Here is a 20,794-nt window from a genome sequence, read left to right as displayed (position 1 = left end):
GGGGCGCCGGTTCGGGCGCCGGGCGCCGGTTCGGGCGCGGGCGGCAAAGAACCTCTGGCTCACTTCGGTGGGCTGAGGACGGGATCGGTTTATTGTCGTAGCCCCGAGAGACAATAAACGTGTGGAAGTCATCAGGGATTTCATCGAGTTTCAGGACTTGGGCCGGGGCGCGGAGCCCGGCACAAACTGCGGTGCTGCCGGGTCCGGGACACCGGATCCGGCCGGGCAGTCCGGCGTGGGTGAGGCCCTCGCCACGCTTAGGGCTGTGAGTTTGACGGCGGTCGGGGACGCGGCGTTGCTGGGGTTCCAGGCCGCGTCTGATTTCGCCGGGACGGTGGAGGAAGCCTCCCGGGTCGTGGAGTACCTGCAGCTCGTGGCGGCCGCCGCCGTGGACCGGACCCGGAAGCAGTCCGCGGCAACCGCCGCGAAGCGGGCAAGTTCCTGGACTACCGGCTGGCGCGAAACCCCATGCTCCCCCGGCACGGCCACGGCCGCAGCATTCGCGGCCGGCCCGGCTGACTCGGCCGGGGTTGCTGGCTCGCCAAGTCCAGCCGGCCCGGCCGGCTGGACCGGGGTTGCTGGCCCGCCCCGCCCAGCCGGCCCGGGTGGGGACGCGGGCGCGGCCGGGGTTGTTGCCGGCGACGGGTGTGGTGTGGATGACGGGTACCGGAACACCGGGGAGTTCCTGCGGGCCCGGTTGCGGATCAGCGCCGCGGAGGCCCGGCGCCGGCTGTCCCTGTCCGGGGACCTGCTGCCCCGGCAGGGCTTCACCGGGGAACCCTTACCTGCCGTGCACGCCGAACTCGGTGCCGCGGTCGCTGCCGGGACCATCGCGTCCCGGCCCGCGGGCACCATCAGCCTGGCCCTGGACCGGGTACGGCACCTCTGCGACACGGACACCCGGGACCGGATGGAACACGCCCTGACCCAAACGGCGGCCGAGAACGACCCCGACTTCCTCGCCCGCGTCGCCCGGAGCTGGATGGACGCGATCGATCAAGACGGCGCCGAACCCTCCGAGGAGCTCCTGCGCCAACTCCAGGGCCTGTTCATCCGCAAACCCCGCCACGGACTCCAACACCTGGAAATCTTCGCGACCACCGAACAATTCGAACACCTCCTCACGGTCATGAACACCGCCACGAACCCCCGCACCCCGGCCACACCACCGACCACCACCGCCCCCGCCTGCCCGGCCGGCAGCACCCTGGACTGGGCACTCCCAGGCACCACCACCAGCACCAGCACCGGTAATGGCGCCTGCGACGGTGGTGGCGGCGGTGTTGTGCTGGATTTGCGCTCACGGCCGCAGAAACACCTCGACGGGCTCGTAGGTGCCTGCAAAGCAGCGCTCACCACCGGGCTGCTGCCCGCCACCGGCGGGCTGCGGCCCCAGGTCATGGTCACCATCGACTACCGCGACCTCCTGGCCCGCCTGCGCCGGACCGACGAACCCGGCAACGGCCCCGAACCCCTCAACGGCACTGAGTGCACGAACGGCTCCCCCTCCGCAGGAACACCGGCGCATACGGGGGCGATGCTGTTCACCGGGCCCGTCACCGCCTCGACCGCACGGAAGATCGCCTGCGACGCGGACATCATCCCGGTCCTGCTCGGCAGCGAAGGCCGGGTCCTGGACATCGGCCGGGCCACCCGGATCTTCCCGCCGCACATCCGCAAAGCCCTCACCGCCCGCGACCAAGGATGCGCCTTCCCCGGCTGCACCATCCCGGCCCCCTGGTGCGAAGCGCACCACATCACCTACTGGTCCCGCGGGGGAACCACCGGCACAGACAACGGAGTCCTGCTGTGCTCACACCACCACCACATCATCCACAAAGAACACTGGACCATCCACCTCCGCACCGGCATCCCCTGGTTCATCCCCCCACCCCACGTCGACCCACGCCAAAAACCCCAACGAAACCACTACTTCCACCCGCACCCCTCACCACCGCCAGCTAACGACGTTCGCTAGGTAACTCCGTGGGGGTGTCGGATGTAACGCTGAATCGGGGGTTGGCCTGACACGCCGGGCGGCGAACGCGCCGGCTTGGGCCTGAAGAAGATGAATGAGTACCAAGGCTTGACCGGCGACGGTCCCCCGCGACGGCCCCGGCGCCCGGCCCTGCGTGATAGTTGTTTGGCGGTACTTAGCGGTTGATGGGCGGCGGCAGCAGCGGGAGCAAAGCGGTTCCGGCGGCTGTGGTGTCCGCAGACATCTCCCAGACCCGGCGCAGGGCGCAGAACTTCCACCAGTGGTGTTTCAGGACTTCGGGGTTGGCCCGCAGCGGCCGCACCTCCGTTTGTCCGATGGCAACGGCCAGCAGAATTGGCGATTCGCCGTGCTGCCAGGCTTCCCATTCCCCTGCCACCGGATCCACCAGGCTTTCCTCGGCCTTCATGCCGGCCACGAGCTGCATAACCACCTTGTCATCCAACGGTTTAACCGTGCCGTCCCGGCTGGTGCCCTTGGTCTTGTAGTCGATCAGGCAGGTCCGGCCGTTGATCTTGGCCACGAGGTCAAGGGTGCCGGCATAGCCGACGGTCTTATTCCAGACCGTGATTTCCGGTGCGATCGGCTCCACCTGGAAAAGCTCCCACCACTCGTCGAAACGCGCAGCAAAAGCTTCTTCTCCGTTGGCGGCCAGGGCCTCCCGGGTTTCCTTCATGTGGTGCGGACGGCCAAGAGCCCGCAGCGCAACTTGCTCACAGTAGTTATGCACCCGGTCACCGCGCTTCGCGGCATCGTCACGGTAGGTCTCCGCTGCTTTAGCCGCTCGACTCACCGCCTGGCGGACTTTCGCAGGACTGCCGAGGATGCCAGGAAGCGTTGGATCCTGGGCCAGGCTGTTCGCTCCCATGTACCCGAACCAGCCGTCCAACCCGTGGGGCTGCTGCCCGATCACCGTGGTGATGGAGGGTACGGAGAACTGCTCTGACGTGGAGCGCGCATACATCCGGCCGTAGTCCGTGGCGTGGGCAAGAAGTGGGGCGGTCATGGCAAAACTCTTTCACGGGGGTGTGACAGTGGAAAAACACAGTAAAAACACAGTGCAAAAACAATGGTCCGTTCCGCTCAGTGAGCGGAACGGACCATGAATTGGGTGGGCGATACTGGGTTCGAACCAGTGACCTCTTCGGTGTGAACGAAGCGCGCTACCACTGCGCCAATCGCCCCAATGCCATTGAATGCTAGCCCACACCCGGCGCAATTGAGAAATCGAGCCCGCCGCGGGAACCAGCCGGAACCGCACTGAGCCACTGGAGCCGGCGTAGCGTCCGCAGCCGCGGCGCCGGGCCCGCGCCAGCCGCAGAAGAAAACGCAGACGAAATTACACGGCTGTAATTAGAGAAAACCCCTAGAACACAAGGATGCAGGCACCAACGGAGGCGACGGCGCTGGTGCGATTTGTAAGTTCCCTGAACCTCCTATAGAGTTCTTACTCGTTGGAACGCGAGGAAATGCCGATTGTGGCAGCGAATTGCAGACAATACTGCGGACGTAGCTCAGCTGGTAGAGCACCACCTTGCCAAGGTGGATGTCGCGAGTTCGAATCTCGTCGTCCGCTCGCAGGACACTGTCACGGTAGGGTTCTCCGGAATCCTACTTACACGGTGGGTTGGCCGAGAGGCGAGGCAGCGGCCTGCAAAGCCGTATACACGGGTTCGAATCCCGTACCCACCTCGGTGAAAACCCTGGTTTCCGGCTTCTGTCGGATGCAAGGGGCGATTGGCGCAGCGGTAGCGCGCTTCCCTGACACGGAAGAGGTCACTGGTTCGATCCCAGTATCGCCCACTAAAGCAAGGTAACTTGCTTGTTGCAGTACCACCGGCCCGGCCGGCATGGAACAAAATGCGGACGTAGCTCAGCTGGTAGAGCACCACCTTGCCAAGGTGGATGTCGCGAGTTCGAATCTCGTCGTCCGCTCTCTTATTTACCTACAAATCCACTCCGGATCCTTCCGGTTGCGGGCGATTGGCGCAGCGGTAGCGCGCTTCCCTGACACGGAAGAGGTCACTGGTTCGATCCCAGTATCGCCCACCACGAAAGCAGCTCCACCGGAGCTGCTTTTTTTCTATGCCCCACCGGTACCGGACGCCGGATGTCCGGCCCCGCCCCTCATTACCCTGTGGGCGGACACCCTTGGCTCTCCTGCCGCCCCACGCTAGGGTTGATAGCGCTAGGAGCGATCTGGCTCCGCGACCGAAGGGAGGTGCCCGTGGGTTTACTTGACGATCTAAAGGGCAAGGCTCAGCACATCATTGGTGGCAACGAACAAGCCATCAAGGACGGCATCCAAAAGGCCGGTGATTTCGTCGATTCTAAGACCGGCGGAAAGCATGCCAGCAAGATAGATGCCGTGCAGCGGGGCGCTTCCGGCTTCGTGGAGAAAGCGAACGACCGGCCGAACACGGCCCCGGTCGCCGATCAGACTCCCGGAGCCGGTGAACCCCCCGTAGCCGGGGAACCCCGCCAGCCAGGCCTCTGACCCAGATGCGTCAGCGAGGTGCCGGTCCCGCCGAGAGGCGGCGCCGGCACCTCCGGCATTTAAACGCCGGCCGACCCTGAGCGGCATTCAAAGAAGCAGCGCGGGAACGTCAGGACGCCTCGTGGTTCTGGCCCTCGCGGGCCAAGGCAGTGAGCCTCGATACGGCGCGGAAGTATTTCTTCATGTATCCGCCGGTCATCATTTCCTCGGTGAAGAGCTGGTCGAACGGCACACCGCTGGCCAGGATGGGTACGTCTTTGTCGTAAAGACGGTCCGCGAGCACCACGAACCGCAGTGCCACGGCCTGCTCGGTGATGGTGTGCACGTTCTTCCAGACCACGCCCTCGATTCCGTCCAGCATCTGGCGGTAACGGCTGGGGTGGACGCCGGCCAGATGATTGATCAGCGTACTGAATTCATCGCGCGCCACGGTCTTGCCGTGAAACTCATTCTGCATGTGGTGGGTCAACTGATCATTCGCCAGCGGCAGCGGCGCCGCGGGCAGTCCGCGGTGACGGAAGTCCTCGCCGTCGATGCGGACGACGTCGAACTGGTCCGCCAGCACCTGGATCTCCCGGGCAAAGTCGACGGCGGCAAAGCGGCCGTCGCCGAGGGAACCCGGCAGGGTGTTGGAGGTGGCCGCGAGTTTGACGCCGGCGTCGGCCAGTTCGCGCATAAGCCGGGACATCAGGACGGTGTCGCCCGGATCATCGAGTTCGAATTCGTCGATGCAGACCAGTTTGTAGTGGCTCAGCGCCTCAACTGTTTTGCGGAAGGACAGCGCCCCCACCAGGTTGGTGTATTCCACGAACGTACCGAATGCCTTGGGACCCGGGGCGGCATGCCACAGGGAAGCCAGCAGGTGCGTCTTGCCAACACCGAAGCCGCCGTCAAGGTAGATCCCGGCGCGTGAGGTGTCCTTCTTGCCGAAGAAACGTTTGAAAAGCCCGTCGCCGTCGCCCGCACCGACGTTTGCCGCGAAACCCTCAAGCGCCCTGACCGCAGCGGCCTGGCTGGATTGCGCCGGATCCGGCCGGTAGCTGGAAAACGACACCTCACCAAAGCGCGGCGACGGATAGAATCCGTTGAGGAGTTCATCCACTGACACTGCCGGAGTGCGGGCGGCGAGCTGTTCGATCTGTACCAAGGTGGTCCGTTCTGCTGGTCTCTAGTCCCTGAAAAGACTACCGGCAAAGCGCGGGGACCCTGTCGGGGCCGGAGGCCCGGGTAAACCGCACGTGACCAAGGCCATATTTCCCCATTGTGAACCCCGCGGGACAATCCCGACGGCGCATGACTAGGGTGGAGGAAGGCCCGGCGCCGCATTTTTGTCTTCGACGGCCCGGCCTCCTGACCGCTTCAGTGAAAGGCCACCTCCATGCCCTACCCCGTCGAGCAGAACGAGAAGTTCGCCGCCTACGCCCACCCCGAACGCCTCGTGTCCACGGAATGGCTGGCCGCCGCAATCGAGTCCGGCGCCCTCAGCGACGGCAAGCTCGTGGTGGTGGAATCCGACGAAGACGTTCTGCTCTACGAGATGGGCCACATACCCGGTGCGGCGAAGATCGACTGGCACACGGATTTGAACGATGAGGTCACCCGCGACTACGTCGACGGCGCAGCCTTTGCCGCCCTCGCCGCGACCAAGGGAATCTCCCGCGACAGCACCGTGGTGATCTACGGCGACAAGTCGAACTGGTGGGCGGCGTACGCCCTGTGGGTCTTCGAGCTGTTCGGACACGCAGACGTCCGGCTGCTCGACGGCGGACGGGACAAGTGGATCGCCGAGGGCCGCGCCCTGACCACCGACAAACCCGCACCCACCCCGGGTGAGTACCCCGTCGTCGAACGCCACGACGCACCCATCCGCGCCTTCAAGGACGACGTCCTGGCCCACTTCGGCAAACCGTTGATCGACGTCCGCTCTGCGGAGGAGTACACCGGACAGCGCACGCACATGCCGGCGTACCCTGAAGAGGGCGCCCTGCGCGGCGGCCACATTCCCACCGCGGCCTCCATTCCCTGGGCCCGGGCCGCTGCCGAGGACGGCACCTACCGCACCCGTCCCGAACTCGAAGCCCTGTACCTTGGCGAGGCCGGCCTGAAAAAGGGCGACGACGTGGTGGCATACTGCCGCATCGGCGAACGTTCCAGCCACACCTGGTTCGCGCTCAAGTACCTGCTGGGCTTCGACTCTGTCCGCAACTACGACGGATCATGGACCGAGTGGGGCAATGCGGTCCGCGTCCCGATCGTCAAGGGCACCGAACGCGGCACGGTCCCGGCCACCGACTAACCCGGCATCTGCGGGCCCGGCCAGGACACAACCGGCACGCGTGCGTAAGCTGGAGGTGATGAATACTTCTGCCCTCCCCACCGCCCTGGCGGAAATTGTTGATGACTTCCAGGCCGTCACCGAACCCGAGCGGCTCCAGCTGCTGCTCGAGTTCTCCCGTGAACTCCCGGAACTCCCGGACCGGCTCAAGGACCACCCGGAACTGATGGAGCAGGTGGTGGAGTGCCAGTCACCGCTGTTCCTGACCATTGAGACGGAACCTTCCGACGGCGGCACGGCCCGCGCCGTCCGGCTCTTTTTCAAGGCGCCCCCGGAGGCCCCCACCACCCGCGGCTTCGCCAGCGTGTTGCACGAAGGTCTGGACGGTCTAAGCCCGGCGCAGATTCTGGCTGTCCCGGATGACATGCCCGAGCTGCTGGGCCTCACCCGGGCCATCACTCCGCTGCGGATGCGCGGGATGACGGCGATGCTGGGCCGGATCAAGCGCAAGGTCGCTGCCTTGCCGCAGCAGTCCTGACAGCCGCCGGTCACCCCCGGTACGATGGCACGCAAGCAGGCGTCACAGGGAACCCCGGCCACCGCCGCATTGGCGGCCGCCGGGGTTCCTTTTGTCGTCCATCCCTACAGCCATGACCCCGCGGCGGCCAGCTACGGGCGGGAAGCTGCGGAGGTACTCGGCATCGATCCGGGAAGGGTGTTCAAGACCCTGATGGTCGACGTCGACGGCCGCCTCGCCGTCGGCGTCGTACCGGTGAGCGGCAACCTCGATCTCAAGGCGATGGCCGCCGCCCTGGGCGGCAAGAAGGCGGCAATGGCGGACCCGGCCATCGCAGAACGCCGGACCGGCTACGTGCTGGGCGGCATCTCGCCCCTCGGACAACGCCACCCCTCCCCCACTGTGGTAGATGACAGCGCACTGGTCCTGGCCACAATATTGGTCTCGGGCGGGCGGCGCGGGCTGGACGTCGAGCTGAGTCCGGCCGAACTTATCCGGCTCACCCAGGCCACGACGGCGCGGATTGGTACCGGCAGGAACTAGCCGGTTTGGTCCAACATCGCGGCGCACCCGTCCGGCGTTCCCCCGCAGCGGTGTCCCCCGTTGAGGATGCTGTTATTGGCACTGTTGTCGGCCGACCTTGCCGTGGAGTGTTAACTCGGCGGAACCGGCGCCTCGGTCGCGGGCAAGGCAGTCGCGGGTGGAGTGTGTGCGGCTGACACGGGCGCAGGGATCTCAGGATTGGACTGGCCGGGATTCTGGCGCGGCGCGAGCTGTCGCCCCAGCCAGGCTGAGACCAGCCGCTCCCAGCGGTCGGGATCCACATTCCATTCTTTGGTATGCCGGGCCCGGTCGAAGGTCTCAAAGGTGACCATGTCCGGATTCTTTTCCGCCAATGCGGCAGACGGGCCGTACGGGACGTACTCGTCGTCGACACTATGGACGATCAGCGTGGGCGTCCGCAGCTCCACCGCCCTGGAGACCCAGTCCATCGCCTTGAGATCCACGGGCGCGGCAAGGCCGGTCAGCCGGCGGCCCAGTTTGTGGCTCATCATCAGCTGTCCGTACCGGCCCACCGCCGACGGGATCCGGTTAAGTTCGGCGTGGTGCGCCAGCACGTTGACCCAGTTGATGACCGGGGCGTCCAGCACCATGGCCCGGATCAGGGTGTGGTGACGGGACAGGTCGGCGGTCTGGAGGCAAATGGCCCCGCCCATGGACCAGCCAAAGAGCACCACTTCGCCGGCGCCGTGGGCGACGGCGTATTCGATGGCAGCCTCAACGTCGCGCCATTCGGTGGAACCCAGGCCGTAGCGGCCGTCCTGCGCCAGGGGCGCGAGACCGTCATTGCGGTACGAGATCAGCAGGCTGGACATGCCCAGGTCCAGGGCAGTCCGTACAGCCCGCAGGCACTCCTGCCGGCTGGCGCCGCGGCCGTGGACCATGATGGCCCAGACGCCGGACTCCTGCGGCGCGCGGACCAGCCACGCGGGGGCGGACCCGCCGTCGACGTCGATGTCCACGTCTTCTGCGGACACGCCGATACTGGCAGGATCCGGATACGCCGCTCCGTTCCAGTAGCCGCGGCGGGCCGTGCTGAGGTCGCCGCTGTAGACGGCCTCGACCTCGCGCTGCACCGTCCGCTCCGCCGGGGAATACGAGATGATGCGCCCGATGCGGGCGTGCCCACGGCCGCCGTCGAAGAACAATCCGTAGACGCCCTCCACGGTGGCCTCGGGTGTAGCGGCGAGGATGACCTGGAGCCGGTGCCCGCCGCGGATCACCGCGAGGATTTCCTGGTCCTCCTCCTTGACCTTGGCCGGGGTGATGACGCGGCGTGCGAAATAGAGGGCGAGTGCGGAGGAACCGGCGGCCAGCAGGCCCGCCGCAGCACTTCCGCCGATGATCCCGGCGAGAGCCCATTTGGCGCTGCCCTTGACCGATACCACGGCCGGGCCGGTGGCGGGAGCGCGGCTGGCCTGTCCACGGACGGCGGTGATCCGGCGCGGATCCGGCAGGAGGCGGGGGGAGGAAGCCATGGCACCATTCTTACCGAACTCTCCGCCGACCGCGGCATCCGGCAGCACCCGGAGCCTCCGGGGCACCATGATCGGTGCGCAGCCAGCGGCGCACGCCCGGGCTCCGCACGACTAGGCTGGTGGCATGAGTGATCCAATCGTCATTTTGACAGAAGAGCCCCTCGGCGCGGACGACCGCGTCAACATCGAATCCCTGCTGGCCGGCGGTGATGCACCGCTCGTGGTCCTGGTTCCGGCCAGCACGGAGCGGCACCTGCTGGTGGACTTCCTGGAGAACCTCTCCCTGCTGCAAATCTCCAAGGCCTTCCGTGAACTGACGGCACACTCCGACCCCGCAGAAGAACGCGCCGAGGCCGCCGAGACGCTGGCGGTCTCGCTCGCTGCGCTGGCCGGCCTCGGCAGCGGCGTGACCGGCGAGATCGTCGACGGCGGGCCCGTCGAGGCGATGGTGGACCGGGTCAAGGAACTCGGCGCCGGGCAGGCCGTGGTGATTACGCGCCCGCACGCCGTCGCGGACACGTTCCACACTGACTGGGCCACGCAGGCACAGGACAAGCTGGGACTGCCGGTCCTGCATCTTTATGCCGGATCGGGATTTATCGGAGACTCCTGAGCGTTAGTGAGGCTATGAGCATCTTTAGCAACAGGCCAAACGTACCGCCCGTCCCGGCCCCCGCGCGTGAAAGCGCGCTCGGGTCCGAGGCGGACCCCGTCAACCCGCCCGTGGAAAAATCGGACGAGCAATGGCGGCAGGAATTGACTCCCGAGGAGTACCGGGTGCTCCGCCAGGCCGGAACCGAGCGGCCCTACACCGGTGAGTACTGGGATACCCATACGTCCGGCGTCTACCAATGCCGTGCCTGCGGTACGGAGCTTTTCACGAGCCGGGAAAAGTTCGATTCGCACTGCGGATGGCCCTCCTTCTGGGCTCCGCTCGCGGACGGCACGGTCCGATATATCCACGACCGCACCCTGGGCATGGAACGGGTCGAGGTCCGCTGCGCCCATTGCGACTCACACCTCGGCCATGTGTTCGAGGGTGAAGGCTACGGAACACCCACCGACCAGCGGTTCTGCATAAATTCGGTCTCGCTGAAGCTCGTCTCCGCGGACGACGCCGGCCAGTAGTATCGGCAAGTCTCGGCGCAGCCCTGCGGCCTCTGGAGCTGAATGAGGCTGCGCCGTCGACTTGCCCCAGACTTTCTTATGCTCGCACCATTTTTGCGTTAGGGATTCTGTTTGCTTGCTACGCTCGTTTCAGCTACTGACGAGCGACGCTCCCAGCACACAGAAAGGCGCCTGCTAACGATGACTACCACCGCAATCACCACCACAGCCCCGATTTCGGCCACCACCCCGGAGTGGCTGCAGCTTAAGGCTGCCGCTACCGCGCTGCAGGCCTTTCAGGTCCAGGATGGCTCCGTACCGGACGCCGCCGACCACGAGGCCGCCGCCGGTTACGTCCGCGCCATTTCAGCTGCCATCGAATCCTTGGCGCCCTCGCTTCCGCACGACGCCGACTACCTCACCCTTCTGGTCGCCGACTTCGGCCGCTGGGCCGACGGCGGTTTTGGTATTCCCGACTTCCTGGACTCCCTGCAGGCGTTTCAGCCGCAACGGCACCGGGTCAACGGCCGGCAGCACCTCGTCGTGTTCCCCATGTACACGCAGAACGGCAGCAGCAACCGCCTGGTCGAGGCCGTACTGATCGAGGTCATCTGGCCCGAGTTCATCGCCGGGCTCGAGGAGGGCGAATACTCCAACAAACTTTTCGTCCCCATCCGTTTCCTTGATTTCACCCCGGGCTACGACACCAACTCCGCGGTGCTGTTCCCCGAAACCGTCGCCGTCCGCGAGACCCCCACGTTCACCTGGGGCGCTATTTTCGCCGACCGCGAAGCAGCCCGCTTCCGCCGTGTGCTCCGGGCCGCCGCGGAGATTACCTCGCTGCAGCTGCCGGAAGACGCCGCAGGGCTGCTTGAGGATCAGGAACTGACGCAGGAAACCTTCGTAATGTGGGACCTGATCCATGACCGCACCCACATGCGCGGGGACCTGCCCTTCGACCCGTTCATGATCAAGCAGCGCATGCCGTTCTTCCTGTACTCCCTGGAAGAGCTGCGCTGTGACCTCACCGCTTTCCGGGAGTCGGTGGCAATCGAAAAAGACGAAGACGCCGACCCGGAAGCTCGCCGGCACGCCAAGCTGGTCCAGTACGCCGTCATTTTCGATCGGATCTTCCGGTTCGCGATCACCGGCAGCCGCGTCCGCAACTACGACGGACTGGGTGGCCAGTTGCTGTTCGCATGGATGCATCAGCACCATGTCCTGCACTGGACCGACAGCAAACTTAGCATCGACTGGGACGAGGCAGCCGGTGTTGTGGTTGAACTCGGCGCCAAAATCGAGGAGCTGTACTGGCGCTCCATCGACCGCCCCAAGATGGCGCACTGGCTGGCTGCCTACGAGCTGATCTCCGGCACACTCGCGCCCAACCCGTCCTCCGTCTGGGCCAAGGGTCCGGACGCACTCCCGCTGGCCGGTCCTCCACGCGGCCTCACCGACCAGGTGCTCGACGACGAGTTCCCGCTCTCGATGTTCTACGAGGCCCTTGAGAAGAAGATGCGCCCTGTCATCGAATCGACGGCGGGAATCACCGGCACGTCCTCCACTGGAACGGCCAGCACAGCCCTGAACGCCGGATGAGCACCGGCCGCACCCTGAACGTGGTGGTCACGGGCGGCAGCGGCCCTTCGGGGATCGCCGCCGCCCGCGCCCTGCACAATGCCGGGCTCACAGTTTTCACCGTGGGCTCGGACGAGCCCCGGATCGAAGCGGCCGCCGCGGCGGCGGGCCGCGGCGTCACGCCGTTGGTGTGCGATCTCGCCGATCTCGCCGAGGTCCGGTCGCTGCATGCCACGGTGCGTTCGCTGCTGGCCGAACCCGGCGGGACCGTCGACGGCGTCATCCACCTCGTCGGCGGCTGGCGCGGCGCCAAGGGCATTGCCGACCAGAGCGACGAGGACTGGGACTTCCTGGAACGCGGCGCGATTACGACGCTTCGAAACGTCACGCGGGTGTTTTACGGTGACCTCGCGGCTTCCGGGGCGGGGCGCTTCGCCATGGTCTCCTCCACCGCCGCGGGTCAGCCGACAGCGGCGGGGGCCAGCTACGCGGCGGCCAAGGCCGCTGCCGAGGCCTGGACCCTGGCCGTCGCCGACGGGTTTCACCGGGAGCAAGCGGGCGCCGCCGGGCGCGGAAGTGACGCGGTCCCCGAGGAGCAGCGCAGCGCAGCAGTCATCTTCGTGGTGAAAGCCCTGGTAGACACCGCCATGCGGGCCAAGTCCCCCGAACGCACCTTCCCGGGCTTCACTGACGTGGACGATCTGGCCGCCGCCGCCGCCGGGCTCTTCACCTCCCCCGCCGCGGAACTCAACGGCCGGCGGCTGCCGTTGGTCCCGGACGTCCCTAGACTGAAAGAGTGAGCAAATCGATGACAAGCACAGTTGACACTGCCCCCGCCAGCACGGCGCGGCTCCACGATCCGTCCGTCCGCGGCTTCGCCTCGGACAACTACTCCGGCGTCCACCCCGAGGTGCTGGCGGCTTTGGCCGCCGCCAACGAGGGACACCAGGTCTCTTACGGCGAGGACGACTACACCGCCCGGCTGCAGCAGCTGATGGAGGAACACTTCGGCGCAGGCATCGAGTGCTTCCCTGTCTTCAACGGCACCGGCGCCAACGTCCTGTCGCTGCAATCCCTGCTGCCGCGCTGGGGTGCGGTGATCTGCGCCTCCACGGCGCATATCAACATGGATGAGAACGGCGCCCCGGAGCGGATCGGGGGCATCAAGCTGCTCCAGGTACCCACGGTGGACGGCAAGCTCACCCCCGAGCTGATCGACAAGGAAGCCTGGGGCTGGGGCGACGAACACCGCGCGCAGCCGCTGGCCGTATCAATCACCCAGACCACCGAACTGGGTACCTGCTACACCCCGGACGAGGTGCGGGCCATCGCCGAGCACGTCCATGCCCGGGGGATGAAACTGCACATGGACGGTGCCCGCCTTGCCAACGCCGCCGCCCACCTGGACGTGCCGCTGCGGGCCTTCACCCGCGACGCCGGCGTGGACATCCTCTCCTTCGGCGGCACCAAGAACGGCCTGCTTTTCGGCGAGGTCGTCATCGCACTGAACCCCGCCGCCGCCCAGGGTCTAATCTACCTGCGCAAAATGAACATGCAGCTGGCGTCCAAAATGCGGTTCATGTCCGCCCAGTTCATCGCCCTGCTGGAAGGTGACCTCTGGCTGCGCTCTGCAGCACATGCCAACGCCATGGCGGCCAGGCTCCGTGCCGGCGTCGAGTCAATTCCCGGCGTCGAGCTGAGCCAAAAAACAGAATCCAATGGCGTGTTCGCCATCCTGCCGGCCGGGGCAGCGGACCGGCTGCGGACGTCATTCCGCTTCTACGACTGGAACGAGGCCGCCCGCGAGGTCCGCTGGATGTGCTCCTTCGACACCACCGAGGAGGACGTCGATTCCTTCATCGCCGCCATTAAGCACGAGCTGGCTGCCGGCTGACCCAACCGGCTGGCCGCCGCCGCCCGTCCAAACCTGGAGCGGGCAGCGGCGGCGAGCCTGCCGGGCTTGGGCGCGAGCCTTGCATAATCTTCCATTGTGAACGCACTCGACCAGGTTCCGGAAGATTTTCGGTTTGCCCTGAGTACCCTTCGGCAGGCACGGACCCGGAGTGAGCTGCGCCTGGAGGAGATCCCGGCCCCCGCGCGGCTGGCACCGTTCGCCGTCGCCCTCGGGGCGGAAGTCATCTCCCCCGGCAGACCCCGCCCCTCCGGCGCCGTCCACGGCCCGGCAGCCGCAGCGCTGGCACTCGCTTCCGGAAGCGACGACGTCGAACTGGCCACCGGCCGTTTCATCCTCCTGCACGACCCCGACGGCTCCGAGATATGGGAGGGCGAATTCCGGATCGTCACGTACATCCGTGCCCAGCTGGAAGCGGAAATGGGCAACGACGAGATGCTCGGCTCAGTGGCCTGGACATGGCTGGCCGATGCGCTGGAGAACCAGGCCGCACCCTACCGGTCCGCCGGCGGAACGGCGACACGTGTGCTCTCCGAGAGCTTCGGAACCCTCGCGGACCGGCCCAACTCGATCGACATCGAACTCCGCGCTTCCTGGACTCCCGCCACTCCCGACATCACCTCGCATCTCGAGGCCTGGTCCGACATGGTCTGCACCTTTGCGGGCCTTCCCCCGCTGCCTGAAGGTGTTACCCCGCTGCCGCGCTGGCGTCGCGGGCACGCCCGGAACGGCTCACCTCGGGATTAGCGCATCCTCTGACGCGTCACTGCCCAGTGAGTCGGCTTGCTGTCATGGAGCGGCTCGCCCCGAAAGGTGTCCTCGGAGTGTAACCGCGAGCCTGCGCCACTTGAGTCGTGACTCCGAATAATTATTCGTCCGCGGGAACGGCTCCTCAGACATTCGCCCGCTCAGTGCGCGTGCGGGTGAATTTACCCAAGGCCAGGGCGCACCATGTCAGGAAGCCTTGGACGCCAGCAGCCATGCCGGCGGCGAATAGGAAACTAATGACAAATGCAGGGAATACTTCTCCAACATTGCACCACACCTAACCCCCGGCAGACACCGCAGAGTGACCTGGCCGTGAGCTTCAAGTTCACTCACACTGCGGGCCATGTGTCTGTAGTACGTGACAGTCCGTGTACCCACTGTGCTGTCAATGCGCCCCTACTTGGATCTTCGGGAGGGGCTACTCGGGAGCGGCGAGTGGTTCTTCACCGAAGTACTCGACCGGGAGATCAGGTATCACTATCCGTTGAGTTCCCGAGCTTTTGTCTTGATACTGAAACAGTACGCCGCCGAAAGCAGGGTCTCGGGCCGGCGCACCGCAGCCGATGCGAGAGTGACGCGGCGGCTGCGCGTCCAGGGGGGAATCGGGATGCCGTGTGCAGCTTGTCCGGCACGCGGAGAACTTATCGCGTATTCCATGCCAGCTTTTTCTCCGCCGCAATAGACGGAGATTTGAACTAAAGATTTGCATTCTCTTTTCTTCCGCAAAGAACGCTTGGCATTTCTGTTGCGGGAGATATTGGCAAGCTCATCATGGAAACGGCGATCGCGATGAAACAAACTGTCCGCTGGATTAGTCAAAGCCTGGTCATGGCCTTAATTGTGGCAGGAGGTCTGCTGGGAATCACCAGCAGTGCCTCGGCGGCTACCAACTACGGTTATCCGAGCATCAGTTACACCGGAGTCAGCAACCCGCCAACCTCGGATAAACCGCAGAGCAAGCTGTGGTTCACGGGCGGGTCGTGGTGGGCCGACATGTGGACCTCCGGCACGGGCTGGCAAATCTACCGCCTGGACGTTTCAACGAAGACCTGGGTCAGCACCGGCCTCACCAACGACACCCGCGCCTCCACACTGTCCGACACCCTGTGGGACGGCAGCCACCTGTACATTGCCTCCCATGTGGTGACCGTGTCCGGTGATACACCGAAGGCTTCCATCGCCGGGCAGCCGGCCAAGCTGTACCGCTACAGCTTCGCTGCGGGGAAGTTCACCCTGGACAGTGGCTTTCCAACCACCATCATGAACAACAGCAGCGAGTCGATGACGATTGACAAGGACAGCACGGGCGCCATCTGGGCCACCTGGACTCAGGTTGCCGGCAACTCCACCAGCGGCTTCACCAACACCGTCTACGTCAACCGCTCCGCAGTGGGCGGAACCAGCTGGAGCTCTCCGTTTGTCATTCCTGTCACGAACCCGCACCCTGCGCCGGATGACATCTCGGCCATTGTGGCCTTCGGCAGCAACAAGATCGGCGTCATGTGGAGCGACCAGCTCACCGGCTCCGTACGCTGGGCAACCCGCACGGACGGAACCAGCCCCACAGCGACGTCGTCGTGGAAGGTCCAGGACGCCGCCAAAGGCAACAAACTCGCCGACGACCACTTGAACCTCAAGACGCTCCAGTCCGACAGTACCGGGCGCGTCTTTGCCGCGATCAAGACAAGTCTGAACGACACTTCGACCAATCAGAGCCTGGCGCAACTGATCCTGGTCGTTTTCAAACCGGGAACAGGCTCGTTCTCAACATCCACCATCGCCACGGTCGGTGACTGCGTTTCCCGACCGCAAATCATCCTGGACACGCAGAACAACATGGTGCACGCGTTCCACACGGCCCCCGGCACCGGTGTCAGCGGCTGCGCCTACTCCGGCATTCCCGGCGCCATCTACGAGAAGACGGCCTCCATGGACAACCCCGTCTTCGCCTCCGGACGCGGCACCCCGGTCATCCAGGACGGGGCCAGCGCGAACATGAATGATGTGACCACCAGCAAGCAGAGCGTCAACAGCACCACCGGCCTGGTGGTGCTGGCCAGCAACAACGTCACCAAGCGCTACTGGTTCTCCTACCGGACGCTGGGCGGGGTCACACCGCCGCCGGCTGCACCGGTGGCGTCATTTACCGCGACCCCAACGACCGGCACCGCACCCTTAAACGTAACCTTCACTGACACGTCCACCGCCTCGCCGACCTCCTGGGCCTGGGCCTTCGGGGACGGCGGGACGTCCACGACCCGGAATCCAGCGCACACCTATGCTGCCGCGGGCACGTACACGGCGACCTTGACGGCCACCAACGCGGGCGGCTCGACGTCGGCCAGTAAGACCATCACAGTCAGCCCCGGCACCACCCCGCCGCCGTCGGACATCACCGTCGGCGCGTCCACCACCACGAACAACAGCACGGCCACCACGGCCGTCACGCTGAGCAAACCGTCGGGGACGGCGGCCGGCGACGTCCTGGTCGCGTCGTTCACGGCGGACATGAATCCGACGGCCAGCGCCCCTTCGGGCTGGACCCCGATCGTGAACACCCTCAACATCACCAGTGGCGCGCGGGTGTTTGCCTATTACCACGTGGTAGGCGCCGCTGATCCGGGGAGTTACAGCTGGACCCTAAGCGCCGCGGTGAAATGGGGAGGAGGCATGACGGCCTACCGGGGCGTCAACAACAGCACCCCGCTGGACAGCAGTGTGGTCACAGCGACAAACACCACCTATACAGCCACCAGCATCACGGCTCCCAGCATCACCACAGCCAGCAACAAGGCGATGCTGATCGGCGGTGTCGGCTTCGACAGCTCCTCGCCCGCGGCAACCGCCCCGAGCGGCTGGACTGAACGCTGGGAGGCCGCCAGCGGCCAGATCGCTGAACTGGCGGACAAGGTGCAAGCCACCGCGGGGGCCAGCGGCACGGCCACCTGGACGTTTACCGCCAAAGCCGTTGCGGCGTGGCGGACAGCCTTGAAGCCGGCCTAGCCGGGAGCGCCCCCGGCTCGGAGACACCGGGAGAAGCAGGAAGAAGCCAGCCCCACTCCGAGTCCAGGGCCGGAGCCCGGGCAAGAGCCAGCCGGCGTTCTGGAAACCTGCAACGCCCGCACGGCAACTGGCGGCCACTCCAACCTTGGAGTGACCGCCAGTTTCGGTGTGCCGCTGGCCTTAGTGTTCCGCTTCGGCGGCGGCCTTCTTGGCGTCTTTCTCAGCGTCCTTCTCGGCGCGCAGAGCATCAGCGTCGTGCTGTTCCTCGGCCTTTTCCTGGTGGATGACCTCTGCGAAGAGCTTCTCCATCTCCTTGGCCACGCCGGCCGCGGAGGCCGGGTTCTGGCCGGTCACCAGTCGCTCATCGACCACGACCTTCTCCTCAAAGACTTCGGCGGAGACGTGCGTCGCACCCTGTTCCTCAAGTCGGTCCGCCAGGAAGAACGGGATGACTTTGTCCTTCCCCGCCGCTACCTCTTCATCGTTGGTGAAGGCGGCCACCTTCCGGCCCTCGACCAGGCGAAGGCCATTCGCCAATTCCACGTTCAGCAGGCCGGCCGGTCCATGGCAGACCGCGCCGACCAGGCCGCCGGCGTTGTAGACACTGGCCACCAGGTTCTGCAAGCCTTCGCTGTCCGGAAAGTCCCACATGGTGCCGTGGCCGCCCACGAGGTAGACAGCGTCATACTGGTCAGGATCGACGACGTCGACGCGGGCAGTGTTGTAAAGCCCGGCGCGCGTGGTTTCGTCCTCCGTGAAGGCGACCTGGATGGGATCTTCTGAGTCCACCTCGTCGCGCGGGGGCTGGCCGCCCTGGATGGACGCGAAGTCGACGAAATGCCCGGAATCCTTGAAGACCTTCCAGGGATGTGCTGCCTCGGCCACGTTGTAGCCGGTCTTCTCGCCCGTGTCGCCGATCTCGGAAACGCTGGTCAGTACCATGAGAATTTTTTTCATAAAGTGCTCCTTATCGTCTCAATTCCACCCTACGCCAAGCCTGATATCAGGCCCTCCCACGGTGGCAGCCGTCTGCGCCTCGAATCCCCCTTCAAGGCCTCCTCGGCCGCAGCCACATGCTCGCGCTTAGCCCAGCCAGGTCTGCGAACCGAGGTACCCATTGTTACCACGGGGGCTCGGCGTAGCCTGGTTGTCCCGAGGATCGGTCCGCCAGCGCCCACTCCGGGGCGGCCGCAACTGGCGGGGCAGGGTCCCGAACATTGTCGGACACATGGCCAAGGGCGGGTCCCTGTCGACGGTGCCGGGCCTAGAGTTGCTGTATGGAAAGTGGCATCATCATCGGAATCGCTGCAGTTCTCGCGGTCATCCTGGCTTTCGTTATTATGGCCGCCGTGCGGCCGGATAGACCCGGCCGCCACAAGGGCACCTACATTCGTGCAAAGGACCGCCCGCTCATCAGCGATGCCACGAATCACAGTGCTGTCCCGGATGCCGTCGGACCCCGGTCCAAACGCTTTCCAGAGCTGGAACGGTAAGTGCTGCGCGCTGGCTCGGGTGCAGCCCACGGAGCTTCAGCTCCACTGCCCGATAGACAGCTTCTTGCGGCCCGCCCGGACCAGGAGCGGCCTGCCACACCGGGTTGTCGCTAAACTGGAGGCATCATGACCCCTCATATTCCGGAAATCACCACGGCAGCCGCCGCTCACCACGAGACCGAGGCCGCTGACACTACAGCCCACATCGCGGTGGATGGCTTTGACAGCCTGGTTCCTGAGGTCATCGACCTCGATGCCCCCCGCGACGGCGTGCCCCTCGTCATTGAAACCGTGTCCGGACTGGAGCGCTGCGCCGCGGCCCTCGCTGCCGGCCACGGCCCCGCAGGGGTCGACGCCGAACGCGCTTCCGGCTTCCGCTACGGCCAGCGCGCCTTCCTGGTGCAGATCCGCCGCGAGGGCGCCGGCACCTGGCTCATCGACCCGGAACCCTTCGGGAACCTGAGCATCATCAACGACGCCCTGCGCGGCGTCGAATGGATCCTGCACGCGGCCAGCCAGGACCTGCCCTGCCTGTCCGAGCTCGGCATGTGGCCGGATAAACTCTTTGACACCGAACTCGCCGCGCGCCTCGCCGGGCTCCCCCGCGTCGGGCTCGCCGCTGTGATCGAACAGCTCCTGGGCTTTGGGCTCGCCAAGGAACACTCTGCGGCCGACTGGTCCACCCGGCCGCTGCCCGAACCCTGGCTGCGCTACGCAGCCCTCGACGTCGAGGTCCTCACCGAACTCCGCGAAGAGCTCATCGAACTGCTCCTCGCTGATGGCAAGCTGGACTTCGCCGAGCAGGAATTTGCCGCCATCCTGGCGGCCGGGCAGGCGCCGCCGCGCGTCGACCCGTGGCGCAAGACCTCCGGGCTGCACCAGATCCGCGACCGGCGCCAGCTCGCTGCCGTCCGGGAACTCTGGCTCGAACGGGACTCCTTGGCGCAAAAGCGCGACGTCGCTCCCGGCCGGCTGATCCCCGACTCGGCCCTGGTGGCGGCCGCGAAGGCCATGCCTGCCACGGTTCCCCAACTGCTGGGCACCAAGGGCTTCCACGGCCGGGCGGCCCAGCGGGAGGCGCCACGGTGGCTCCGGTGCATCAGCGCCGCCCGGGCACTTGACGACCTTCCTCCCCTGCACCTGCCCACCAACGCTCCGCCGCCCCCGCGCATTTGGGCGGACCGGGACCCTGACGCCGCCGCCCGGCTCGCCACGGCCCGGCCCCTGCTACAGGCCCAGGCCGAGCTGCTGAACATGCCGGTGGAGAACCTGCTGACCCCCGATTACCTTCGCCGCATCTGCTGGCGGCCTCCGGTGGAAGCCAGTGAGGAGGGCATCGCAGAGGAACTGGCGAACCTGGGCGCCCGCCAGTGGCAGATCAGACTCGTGGCGCCGCTCATCGCCGAGGCATGCCAGAACCCGCAGCCGCTCCCGCCCAAGGAAGCCAGGGCTGCCCCGGCCCCTGAACCGGCCCCCTAGTCCGCGCCGGCACTGGGACTCCTTGCCAGCTATGTTACTGATGAGTAACATGGTGCTTGATGTCGCCCGGATCACAACTGCCCCACGCTCTCTTTGCGTTGGGCAGGGATCCGGCACCAGGTCTCGATGA

19 protein-coding genes and 6 tRNA genes are annotated in these 20,794 nt (G+C 65.9%); 19 read left to right on the top strand and 6 right to left on the bottom strand.

All coding sequences use genetic code 11. The features are described from left to right. Positions 1-121: 121 nt before the first annotated feature. Positions 122-1,978: a DUF222 domain-containing protein gene (locus tag VUN84_07115; GenBank protein ID XAS65410.1), complete on the top strand. Its 1,857-nt coding sequence runs from the start codon at positions 122-124 to the stop codon at positions 1,976-1,978. A 175-nt stretch (positions 1,979-2,153) separates the two neighbouring features. Here the strand turns inward: VUN84_07115 and VUN84_07110 are convergent, their stop codons facing one another. Both VUN84_07110 and VUN84_07105 read right to left on the bottom strand, forming a co-directional pair. Then, a complete protein-coding gene (locus VUN84_07110; GenBank protein XAS65409.1) occupies positions 2,154-3,002 on the bottom strand; it encodes a cytochrome in 849 nt (282 codons plus the stop codon). Positions 3,003-3,108: 106 nt separating this feature from the next. Next, a tRNA-Val gene (locus VUN84_07105) sits at positions 3,109-3,180 on the bottom strand. A gap of 319 nt (positions 3,181-3,499) precedes the next feature. Between VUN84_07105 and VUN84_07100 the strand changes: the two genes are divergently transcribed. The 6 genes from VUN84_07100 to VUN84_07075 all read left to right on the top strand — a co-directional run bounded on the left by VUN84_07100 (position 3,500) and on the right by VUN84_07075 (position 4,493). Next, positions 3,500-3,572 (top strand) — tRNA-Gly (locus tag VUN84_07100). 45 nt (positions 3,573-3,617) lie between these two features. After that, positions 3,618-3,688, top strand: a tRNA-Cys gene (locus VUN84_07095). A gap of 39 nt (positions 3,689-3,727) precedes the next feature. Further along, positions 3,728-3,799 (top strand) — tRNA-Val (locus VUN84_07090). Between the two features lie 59 nt (positions 3,800-3,858). Beyond that, a tRNA-Gly gene (locus tag VUN84_07085) sits at positions 3,859-3,931 on the top strand. A gap of 42 nt (positions 3,932-3,973) precedes the next feature. Further along, positions 3,974-4,048: transfer RNA gene (locus VUN84_07080), tRNA-Val, on the top strand. A gap of 175 nt (positions 4,049-4,223) precedes the next feature. Then, entirely contained in the window at positions 4,224-4,493 is a 270-nt protein-coding gene (locus VUN84_07075) for an antitoxin (protein XAS65408.1), read from the top strand. A gap of 109 nt (positions 4,494-4,602) precedes the next feature. Here VUN84_07075 and zapE read toward each other — a convergent pair whose 3' ends face one another. Further along, entirely contained in the window at positions 4,603-5,640 is a 1,038-nt protein-coding gene (gene zapE / locus VUN84_07070; GenBank protein ID XAS65407.1) for a cell division protein ZapE, read from the bottom strand. A 231-nt stretch (positions 5,641-5,871) separates the two neighbouring features. Between zapE and VUN84_07065 the strand changes: the two genes are divergently transcribed. From VUN84_07065 to ybaK, 3 genes are read left to right on the top strand one after another with little or no spacing between them, the layout of a single operon-like run. Continuing rightward, on the top strand, positions 5,872-6,789 hold the full coding sequence (locus tag VUN84_07065; protein XAS65406.1) for a sulfurtransferase: 918 nt from the start codon (positions 5,872-5,874) through the stop codon (positions 6,787-6,789). Between the two features lie 58 nt (positions 6,790-6,847). Beyond that, positions 6,848-7,306, top strand: coding sequence for a SufE family protein (locus VUN84_07060; GenBank protein ID XAS65405.1), 459 nt, complete (start codon positions 6,848-6,850; stop codon positions 7,304-7,306). A 24-nt stretch (positions 7,307-7,330) separates the two neighbouring features. Next, entirely contained in the window at positions 7,331-7,828 is a 498-nt protein-coding gene (ybaK, locus tag VUN84_07055) for a Cys-tRNA(Pro) deacylase (protein XAS65404.1), read from the top strand. 110 nt (positions 7,829-7,938) lie between these two features. Here the strand turns inward: ybaK and VUN84_07050 are convergent, their stop codons facing one another. Next, entirely contained in the window at positions 7,939-9,324 is a 1,386-nt protein-coding gene (locus VUN84_07050; protein XAS65403.1) for an alpha/beta fold hydrolase, read from the bottom strand. Between the two features lie 124 nt (positions 9,325-9,448). On the opposite strand from VUN84_07050, the gene VUN84_07045 reads away from it, so the two are divergent. The 6 genes from VUN84_07045 to VUN84_07020 all read left to right on the top strand — a co-directional run bounded on the left by VUN84_07045 (position 9,449) and on the right by VUN84_07020 (position 14,668). Next, positions 9,449-9,937, top strand: a complete 489-nt coding sequence (locus VUN84_07045) for a hypothetical protein (GenBank protein XAS65402.1) — start codon at positions 9,449-9,451, stop codon at positions 9,935-9,937. 14 nt (positions 9,938-9,951) lie between these two features. After that, positions 9,952-10,452, top strand: coding sequence for a peptide-methionine (R)-S-oxide reductase MsrB (msrB, locus tag VUN84_07040; GenBank protein XAS65401.1), 501 nt, complete (start codon positions 9,952-9,954; stop codon positions 10,450-10,452). 180 nt (positions 10,453-10,632) lie between these two features. Next, complete coding sequence (locus VUN84_07035; GenBank protein XAS65400.1) at positions 10,633-12,030, top strand: DUF6421 family protein; 1,398 nt, start codon at positions 10,633-10,635, stop codon at positions 12,028-12,030. Then, complete coding sequence (locus VUN84_07030; protein ID XAS65399.1) at positions 12,027-12,809, top strand: SDR family NAD(P)-dependent oxidoreductase; 783 nt, start codon at positions 12,027-12,029, stop codon at positions 12,807-12,809. The genes VUN84_07035 and VUN84_07030 overlap by 4 nt, the downstream gene beginning before the upstream one ends. A gap of 8 nt (positions 12,810-12,817) precedes the next feature. Beyond that, entirely contained in the window at positions 12,818-13,903 is a 1,086-nt protein-coding gene (locus VUN84_07025) for a low specificity L-threonine aldolase (GenBank protein ID XAS65398.1), read from the top strand. A gap of 93 nt (positions 13,904-13,996) precedes the next feature. After that, a complete protein-coding gene (locus tag VUN84_07020) occupies positions 13,997-14,668 on the top strand; it encodes a DUF3000 domain-containing protein (protein XAS65787.1) in 672 nt (223 codons plus the stop codon). A gap of 498 nt (positions 14,669-15,166) precedes the next feature. Here VUN84_07020 and VUN84_07015 read toward each other — a convergent pair whose 3' ends face one another. Then, positions 15,167-15,508, bottom strand: a complete 342-nt coding sequence (locus VUN84_07015; protein ID XAS65397.1) for a hypothetical protein — start codon at positions 15,506-15,508, stop codon at positions 15,167-15,169. A 9-nt stretch (positions 15,509-15,517) separates the two neighbouring features. Between VUN84_07015 and VUN84_07010 the strand changes: the two genes are divergently transcribed. Further along, complete coding sequence (locus VUN84_07010; GenBank protein ID XAS65396.1) at positions 15,518-17,692, top strand: PKD domain-containing protein; 2,175 nt, start codon at positions 15,518-15,520, stop codon at positions 17,690-17,692. A gap of 180 nt (positions 17,693-17,872) precedes the next feature. Here VUN84_07010 and VUN84_07005 read toward each other — a convergent pair whose 3' ends face one another. Beyond that, entirely contained in the window at positions 17,873-18,649 is a 777-nt protein-coding gene (locus VUN84_07005) for a type 1 glutamine amidotransferase domain-containing protein (GenBank protein ID XAS65395.1), read from the bottom strand. Positions 18,650-18,969: 320 nt separating this feature from the next. Here VUN84_07005 and VUN84_07000 point away from each other — a divergent pair, with 320 nt between their 5' ends. Then, a complete protein-coding gene (locus tag VUN84_07000) occupies positions 18,970-19,185 on the top strand; it encodes a hypothetical protein (GenBank protein ID XAS65394.1) in 216 nt (71 codons plus the stop codon). A 126-nt stretch (positions 19,186-19,311) separates the two neighbouring features. Beyond that, positions 19,312-20,664, top strand: a complete 1,353-nt coding sequence (locus VUN84_06995) for an HRDC domain-containing protein (protein XAS65393.1) — start codon at positions 19,312-19,314, stop codon at positions 20,662-20,664. The last annotated feature ends 130 nt before the right edge of the window (positions 20,665-20,794 follow it).

This window comes from Micrococcaceae bacterium Sec5.8 (assembly GCA_039636775.1).
GTDB lineage: Bacteria > Actinomycetota > Actinomycetes > Actinomycetales > Micrococcaceae > Arthrobacter.
The sequence above is the reverse complement of the archived record's forward strand: the minus strand, read 5'-3'. Positions and strand labels throughout refer to the sequence as shown.

What these genes read in the sequence shown, in the direction of transcription:
- VUN84_07010 (XAS65396.1), top strand. Translation starts at nt 15,518, where the DNA reads ATGGCCTTAATTGTGGCAGGAGGTCTGCTGGGAATCACCAGCAGTGCC.
- VUN84_07050 (XAS65403.1), bottom strand. Translation starts at nt 9,324, where the DNA reads ATGGCTTCCTCCCCCCGCCTCCTGCCGGATCCGCGCCGGATCACCGCC.
- VUN84_07065 (XAS65406.1), top strand. Translation starts at nt 5,872, where the DNA reads ATGCCCTACCCCGTCGAGCAGAACGAGAAGTTCGCCGCCTACGCCCAC.
- VUN84_07035 (XAS65400.1), top strand. Translation starts at nt 10,633, where the DNA reads ATGACTACCACCGCAATCACCACCACAGCCCCGATTTCGGCCACCACC.
- msrB (XAS65401.1), top strand. Translation starts at nt 9,952, where the DNA reads ATGAGCATCTTTAGCAACAGGCCAAACGTACCGCCCGTCCCGGCCCCC.
- ybaK (XAS65404.1), top strand. Translation starts at nt 7,331, where the DNA reads ATGGCACGCAAGCAGGCGTCACAGGGAACCCCGGCCACCGCCGCATTG.
- VUN84_07005 (XAS65395.1), bottom strand. Translation starts at nt 18,649, where the DNA reads ATGAAAAAAATTCTCATGGTACTGACCAGCGTTTCCGAGATCGGCGAC.
- VUN84_07030 (XAS65399.1), top strand. Translation starts at nt 12,027, where the DNA reads ATGAGCACCGGCCGCACCCTGAACGTGGTGGTCACGGGCGGCAGCGGC.
- VUN84_06995 (XAS65393.1), top strand. Translation starts at nt 19,312, where the DNA reads ATGACCCCTCATATTCCGGAAATCACCACGGCAGCCGCCGCTCACCAC.
- VUN84_07025 (XAS65398.1), top strand. Translation starts at nt 12,818, where the DNA reads ATGACAAGCACAGTTGACACTGCCCCCGCCAGCACGGCGCGGCTCCAC.
- VUN84_07060 (XAS65405.1), top strand. Translation starts at nt 6,848, where the DNA reads ATGAATACTTCTGCCCTCCCCACCGCCCTGGCGGAAATTGTTGATGAC.
- VUN84_07110 (XAS65409.1), bottom strand. Translation starts at nt 3,002, where the DNA reads ATGACCGCCCCACTTCTTGCCCACGCCACGGACTACGGCCGGATGTAT.
- VUN84_07045 (XAS65402.1), top strand. Translation starts at nt 9,449, where the DNA reads ATGAGTGATCCAATCGTCATTTTGACAGAAGAGCCCCTCGGCGCGGAC.
- VUN84_07000 (XAS65394.1), top strand. Translation starts at nt 18,970, where the DNA reads ATGGAAAGTGGCATCATCATCGGAATCGCTGCAGTTCTCGCGGTCATC.